This is a genomic window from Lawsonibacter sp. OA9 (assembly GCF_022440585.1).
Map to the genome: position 1 here is coordinate 1 of NZ_JAKNTI010000013.1, position 6,436 is coordinate 6,436.

Annotated in this window: 10 protein-coding genes; 8 read left to right on the forward strand and 2 right to left on the reverse strand. The window is 40.9% G+C overall.

Annotation, left to right across the window (positions count from 1 at the left end; translation table 11 throughout):
* Positions 1-137 precede the first annotated feature (137 nt).
* From MCG44_RS00525 to MCG44_RS00550, 6 genes are all read left to right on the forward strand, one after another.
* Complete coding sequence (locus MCG44_RS00525) at positions 138-422, forward strand: hypothetical protein (RefSeq protein ID WP_240286191.1); 285 nt, start codon at positions 138-140, stop codon at positions 420-422.
* Between the two features lie 401 nt (positions 423-823).
* A complete protein-coding gene (locus tag MCG44_RS00530; RefSeq protein WP_240286193.1) occupies positions 824-1,048 on the forward strand; it encodes a hypothetical protein in 225 nt (74 codons plus the stop codon).
* Positions 1,045-1,305, forward strand: coding sequence for a phage holin (locus tag MCG44_RS00535; RefSeq protein ID WP_240286196.1), 261 nt, complete (start codon positions 1,045-1,047; stop codon positions 1,303-1,305). Before MCG44_RS00530 ends, MCG44_RS00535 begins: the two co-directional genes overlap by 4 nt.
* Positions 1,306-1,491: 186 nt before the next feature.
* Complete coding sequence (locus tag MCG44_RS00540) at positions 1,492-1,965, forward strand: phage tail tip lysozyme (protein ID WP_240286198.1); 474 nt, start codon at positions 1,492-1,494, stop codon at positions 1,963-1,965.
* 89 nt (positions 1,966-2,054) lie between these two features.
* Positions 2,055-2,243 carry a hypothetical protein gene (locus MCG44_RS00545; protein WP_240286200.1) on the forward strand — a complete coding sequence of 63 codons (189 nt, stop codon included), beginning with the start codon at positions 2,055-2,057 and terminating at the stop codon, positions 2,241-2,243.
* Positions 2,185-2,970, forward strand: coding sequence for a CHAP domain-containing protein (locus tag MCG44_RS00550; RefSeq protein ID WP_240286202.1), 786 nt, complete (start codon positions 2,185-2,187; stop codon positions 2,968-2,970). The genes MCG44_RS00545 and MCG44_RS00550 overlap by 59 nt, the downstream gene beginning before the upstream one ends.
* A gap of 165 nt (positions 2,971-3,135) precedes the next feature.
* Here MCG44_RS00550 and MCG44_RS00555 read toward each other — a convergent pair whose 3' ends face one another.
* Together MCG44_RS00555 and MCG44_RS00560 are read right to left on the reverse strand one after the other, a co-directional pair.
* Positions 3,136-3,477 (reverse strand): sporulation initiation factor Spo0A C-terminal domain-containing protein, encoded by a 342-nt coding sequence (locus tag MCG44_RS00555; protein ID WP_240286204.1) that lies wholly within the window; start codon positions 3,475-3,477, stop codon positions 3,136-3,138.
* Between the two features lie 285 nt (positions 3,478-3,762).
* On the reverse strand, positions 3,763-3,948 hold the full coding sequence (locus MCG44_RS00560; protein WP_240286206.1) for a hypothetical protein: 186 nt from the start codon (positions 3,946-3,948) through the stop codon (positions 3,763-3,765).
* Between the two features lie 482 nt (positions 3,949-4,430).
* Between MCG44_RS00560 and MCG44_RS00565 the strand changes: the two genes are divergently transcribed.
* Positions 4,431-5,576 (forward strand): hypothetical protein, encoded by a 1,146-nt coding sequence (locus MCG44_RS00565; RefSeq protein WP_240286207.1) that lies wholly within the window; start codon positions 4,431-4,433, stop codon positions 5,574-5,576.
* 348 nt (positions 5,577-5,924) lie between these two features.
* A partial coding sequence (locus MCG44_RS00570) for a TetR/AcrR family transcriptional regulator (RefSeq protein WP_240286209.1) occupies positions 5,925-6,436 on the forward strand: 512 nt, incomplete at its 3' end.

Genomic DNA, 6,436 nt, shown 5'->3' on the forward strand with positions numbered 1-6,436 from the left:
TTACCTAGTGTATCCGTCATTTCAAATGAAGGAGTGGCAATTTCGGGAAAGATTATGCTTATTCCTAAAAATAGTGTGCCGGCAATGAGTTCATCTGTACAACATACTGGGGCATATTTTAAGCGCAGAGATGCATAATGATGGCTCTCTGTCAATTTTTGGCATTATGCATATACACATCGGGAGATGCGTATGCGTATCTGAAATTTTCCACGGATCCAATAACTGACAAGACATATGCAATTAGATCGGACTATCAATATCAATATGAGAGAATTTACAGCATAATGGAGATATCAGCATCTACATATGAATGGATGGCGGGAACTGAAAAGAAAAAAAGATCTGTTGAAATAACAGAGCATAAAAAATATTATACAGGATTTTTGGAAATTCCGATGGGAAAGAGTTTAACAATATAAAAGCTTTAAATGGTAAAATATTTGTCCAGCAATCGAACCCGCTGGTCGCTCGATATGTAATAGACGCAGAAAGTGGAGAATGGAAACAGATTAATGCAGAAATTTCTGTCAGTAATCTTTGGTATATTAAAGAAAAGCGAATATATGTGTCTTTAGTGTCTGGTGGTGTTGTTTTATCTTCGAATGGATTCACCTGGAAATTACATCCATTTGAAGACTTGCTATTCGTCTCGTTTACAGCGGCGTATGTGAAGAAGGATGGGATTTATGTGTGCGGAAAACGAGAGGGGGATGAGAGATACTGCACGGTGTATGTTGAAATAATCTGATTATTGTAGAAAACGAGGTGACGGAGTAATGGGCTATATTTTGGTATTTATGTTGGGGATTAGGAGGCACGAATGGAACCAGAAATCATTGTAGCGCTGATCGCATTTGGCGGGAGCGCATTAGGCACCTTTACGGGCATAGCGGTCAACTCAAAACTGACCAACTACCGCCTGCAGATGTTAGAGGACGAGGTGCGGACGCATAACAACTTTGCCCGCCGGATGCCGGTGGTGGAAGAACAGATTAAGGTAATTAATCACCGGATTAGTGATTTAGAGGAGGATAAAAAATCATGAAAAGAAAAATCGAAGCAGGAACTATTGTAAGAACAATCGTGCTGGTATTGGCACTGCTGAATCAGGTATTATCCATGACAGGGCACAGTCCGCTCCCGATCAGCGACGAGGAAGTTAATACGCTTGTGACGACGGCGTGGACGGTGATCGCTGCGGTAGTTGCGTGGTGGAAGAATAACAGCTTCACGCAGGCGGCGATTGCGGCGGATGAGCAGTTACATAGCAAAGATAGTAAAGATGGTATAGAGGGCGAGTAATCGTCCTCTTTTTAATTGCAGAGGTGCGGCCATGACAGAGCAGGAGATAGAGGATTTTGTACGATACCTGGATAAGGATACGCGCGGCTACTGTGTGGCACCCGATCAGCAGAATCCAGACTGTTGTGACTGCTATCTCTGCAGATTTACGTTTTTTAACCAGGTAAGAGAGGAGCTGAAAAGCTTATGAGCATTAATATAGAAGCCGAAAAACGGGCTTATAAACATTTTGTTGCTGCAGGCATGACACCGGCCGGCGCCTGCGGGTTGATCGGAAATCTGGAAGCGGAGTCTGATGGGTTTTGGTGTAATCGCCTGGAATACCTGTGCGTCAAACGCCTGAAAGAGCGCGGAAAGGTGTACACTGATACGAGTTATACGGCTGCGGTTGACAGTGGAAAGATTAGCTGCGAGGAATTTCTGCACCCGATCCCCGGCAAGCAGTATGGCTATGGGCTGGCACAAGTGGACAACCCCGGCTCGCAAGTCTGGATTGTACACGCGGGTGAAACAGAGAGGGGTAGTCGATTGCGGACGAGGACTGCACAGCTTGACTATGTGCTGTACGAGCTGGAGCATGTGTTTCCGAGTGTCCTGAAAGTGCTGAAAACAGGCAGCCAGTATTCGGACAGCATCGGATATCGTACTACGAAAATTTGAAGCGCCGGCCGGGATCACGGAAGCTACAGTGTAAGAGCCGGGCAGCCAGAGGGCAGAAGTTTTATGATCATTATGTGAAGGGAGTAGCCATGACAAAACAAAATGCGATTGACAAGCTGATCAGCGTGGCGTCCGCAGAAGTCGGATACCTGGAAAAGAAGAGCAACAGCCAGCTGGACAGCAAAACAGCCAATGCGGGCAGCAACAATTACACCAAATATGCCAGGGATTACCGGACATTTGCAGGGCGTCAACTACCAGGGACAGGCCTGGTGTGATATGTTTGTGGACTGGTGTTTTGTACAGGCATTTGGGAAGGAGAACGCAAGGGAACTGCTTGGCGGGGGATTCTCTGCCTATACACCGACCAGCGCCCAGTATTATAAGAATAAGAAGCAGTGGCATGCCGCGCCGCAGGCAGGGGACCAGGTCTTTTTCCATAATTCCAGCAGGATCTGCCATACCGGTATCGTGTACCGGGTATCCGGCAATACGGTGTATACGATCGAGGGCAATACGTCCGGGGCGTCCGGGGTGATTGCCAACGGCGGCGGGGTATGCAAAAAGTCGTATGCACTTGGCAACTCACGGATCAGCGGTTACGGCCGGCCGGATTGGAGCCTGGTGACGGGGAGTGGGGTAGATGTACCGACAACACCGAAAGGAGATGCAGTATATATGTTCAGTATGAAAACAGTGAAAAGAGGAGAGACCGGCACTCATGTGCTGCTGGTACAGGAAATTTTAAGGGCCCGTGGTTATAAGGGCAAAGACGGCAAGGTCCTGGAGCTCGACCGGAGCTGCGGGGACAACACGGTCTATGCCATTACTGCTTATCAGAGAGACCGGGAGAAAGCAGTCTCCGGGTATCTGCGGCGGTGTAGACGGTGTTGCAGGGGAGAAGACCCTGCGGGATCTGATCGCGCTTTAAGCCTGTCCTGTGATGGGCTTGAAATAGTCTTATCAGGAAGGAGGGCAGTGTGTAACTCGTTGACGTTGCAATAAGCAATCGAAGTTTCTGACGCTATATCTTGTAAAAACCCCCGGCTGCGCTATGCCGGGGGAAAAATCTTTATGCTCGCGGAATCAACAGAAAACCGCTCCCGCCTAACGGGTAGTACTAATCTCTCGACAAAATTCGACAAATGAAAGTCAAAAATTAACCAGCAATCAAAATGCTGGCAAATCAGTAAGATATGTACAGAGATAGAGGATCAGTTCTTTGGGAGAGGGTGGTTCAATTAGTTTTCGCTTTACGATCTGTTCCAGTTTCGTGTGATCACCATACTCCCAACAATCGCTGGAAGCTCTGGATATGCTTCTGGCAATCGATTTTACAGGCAGGCCGGTTTCCTGAGAGATCAACGGATACACCTGTCGTTCCAGATTGAGTCCCATGTAAAAAGGCAGTTGACAGCTGTAGTAAACCGCCAAAGCCAGACAATAATAGCTTCTGTGGCATGGATGTCCGGATATGGACTGAATCAGTGTAATAACATCTCTTAAAGTCATAAAGTTCTCCTCCCTTAGTGCATATGCTAACAATAATTTTACACTGACTCGACTAAAAATGGAGAGGAATAGACAAGAGTGGACGTAAAAAGAGATATGTAATATTGGGAGATAAAATTGCTGCGCTATGTGCTCTCAGATTTCCCACCCGGGGCAATTTTATTTGCACAAAAAAAACAGAACCAACAAATGGTTACGCGTCAATAGGCTCTAATTGCCGTTACACGTAACCAAATATGGTTCTATAGAAAGTATATTTGGTATTGGATACAGTGTCAATAATGATCACTTTTTTCTTAATTCAGTTCTCATAGCCTCTTCAAGGATTTTCCGGCGCATCCGCTCTTTGGCCTCTGGATCCTCTGGCGAGTCAATATTTTCGACTTCTTTTTCGATCTCCGCAGCTTCTTCCATAAATGCCTTTTCCATTTCATCAACCAGTGATTTACGTCTCTTTTTAAATAATTTCAACTTGAGCTCACCCCTGATAAAATTGTATCACGAGAGGGGTAAGAAAGAATCTGGTAAATAATGGTAATTACTCTGGCGTGTTGACAGTGTCTACGACGTGTCAACATTGAGCAAAAAATGCATAGTTACAATAAGTAAAACGTAACAATAACATTTAGCATTATTTCTTTCAAACACGTCGTTTTTACTGTATAATTAAAAACAATTAATAACGTATAAGAATGAAAGTCAGTTATGCGCAGACAAACGGTGCATGTGGAGACTTGTGTGTTGCTACAAAGGCGAACTATGTAGAAATCCTTAATTTTAGGCACTTTCATAAGCATATTGTGTTTACAGACGAGGGGGAGAAAATGAGGAATAAAGAGATTAAGGATTATATCAATGTGTCGGTGGTGGTTGATATAGAGTGGGGAGATACAAGAGGATAGAATACTTTGTTTTAGCAATATGTGAATATTGGATATAAGGAGATGTAATAGATGGCGGTTGACTTAAAAGAATTTAAAAAGAAATTAGCTGAAAATAAAGTTTATGATGCATGGCAATATGTGGAGAGTTTGAAAGAAACATTAGGATATATGAGTGTATCATATGATATGCTGGTAAAAGTTCATGAACATCGTGTTAATACATTGAAAGTGGTTGAGCAAGATTTGTTGCAAGAGGCTTGTTCTACAGGAAAAGCATCGTGTAAAACTAGTGATCTTGAAAAAACTAATTTGAATATTGGTGGATATATATTAGACGATACCGTTTTTTTAAGAAAAACGTCAATGGAATTTTTTCATTATGGGCGAATAAGCATGGACGTTCTATTCCAAATAGTTAATGCGGCACTGCTAGGGGATGAAGCTATTTCTGTAGAAGATAAAGGATTATTGAAGAAGTTACTTTCTAAATTGTCGAGTAAACCAGAATTTGCTACATTATTGCAGTTGATGGATAATAATAAAAATGACGCAAAATATCAGTATCTTATAGCGTTTGATAATTTTATGAAGCATATAAAAACAATACTGATTACAGTAAAAAATAGTATTTTGATTGGCACTATAGATTCATTTAAGATAAATAGTTTTTGTTATGGTGGGGAATTTTATCCGGAGGAAAATGCGTTAGATAAAATAAAAGAATTACACGATTACGTAATACACACAATAGATACAATTCTTAATGAAGTATTATTACAAATACCTAATTGTTTTTCAAATAGTCAACGTATACAGGAAATACATTATAAACAGGTATTTACTGAAAAAGAAGGTAAAAACTTTTTGAATTATATGACATTTTTTATTGACGTAGATAATGATTTATCGGAATTACCTCAAGAAATAAAAGTTTTTCCTTTGATTATAAAACCAAATGATGAAATTTATAGTTTTGATTTTAGATTTGATAAAATATTTATTCGTAAAAGAGGTAGTGAAGAAAATGCAATCTTAGGATGTGCTACATTAAAAAATGGCTTAGAAACGAACCAATTTTATAGAACCTTTGAAGTAAAATCTTGTACAGAAATGGACTATCATTTGTATATTGCAACGTTTAAACAGAATTACTCGAAAATTTCATTTAATGCATATGCGATGGATGGTGTTATGATATTTATTAAGGAGGACTAATTAGTAAAATTTATTTATGAATGTTAGAGTACTATTAATAGGCAGTCCATCCAGCGGCGTGCGAAGCGAAAGCTGCTGGTACGGACTAGCCTGTGTTGGATTGGCGTAAGCCAATCCAACTTGTAACCCCAGTTATCTAACAGTGGGGTACAAATACAATAGGAAACAGAAATCAATAATCACGAAACACTGATTTCATAAGGCTTTGAAGCGATTTTGCACAGTGAAAACCACATGTGACAAAATTGAAAAATGTCACATAAAGCGAATCAGATATCATATTGACATCTCAGTCTAATGAGCGTATATTAGAAATGAACAATTCATTCATTTTTTGGGGGTGTAATTTTGACACAGAGAATTGAGTCAATTGCTGAAGCTGCAACTTCTTTGTTTTTAAGACAAGGATACTCAAAGACACAGATTAGCCATATCGCAAAGGCAGTAGGTGTTTCGGTTGGCACAATTTATCATGATTTCATTGGCAAAAAAGAGATTATGCATTATATTTTGAAATGTACGATACAACCAGAGTTTGCTTGTAAAATGCTTGAAAGGCCAATTAGTGATGAAAATTTTGTGGGGTTGGAACAGGAAGTTGTGAAGGTTTTGGAAGATTCCGCCGAGAGATTTGAGAAACCTTTATTAAAAGGGCTTGGGGAATATACTTTTGAAACTTTGATTTCAGACGCATTTGATCTTATGTCACAATATGCGGTAGGTTGTCTGTTTATTGAAAAGAATCAGTATGATTTCCCGTTTTTGGCAAAGCATTATAAAGCCTACAGGAAAAGATTTCTCTCCACTATGAAAGAATATCTAAAGGCTTTTATAGAAAGAGAGAGTATCCGTAAGATTGA